At 66.5% G+C, this 236-nt stretch carries 1 pseudogene; it reads left to right on the top strand.

Annotated elements, in window-relative coordinates:
• Positions 1 to 214: pseudogene (locus AC0L3B_RS40330) on the top strand (EamA/RhaT family transporter); the annotation flags it as partial.
• Positions 215 to 236 lie beyond the last annotated feature (22 nt).

The following is a 236-nucleotide window of genomic DNA, read 5'->3' as shown; positions in this document are numbered from 1 at the left end:
GCATGCGCTGATCAATGGCGACAGGCCCGACACCCTGACCAACGTTGCAGGGATCTTATGCGCGACCGGCGCACTGGCGACCTGGAGCTGGTTCGCGGTGAGCAACGCTCGGCGGCTGGTTCAGGTCGCCAGCGTGTCCTCCCATGACTGGGCACTGCTGAAGGGTGTGATGACCGGCGCGCAGTCGCTGCTGTTGGCGGCGCATGCCACCTGATCAGCACCACGCCTGCCACGGC

The organism is Bradyrhizobium sp. Kon56, from assembly GCF_055807635.1.
Note: the sequence above shows the minus strand (reverse complement) of the source record. Positions and strands in the feature narration are given on the sequence as shown.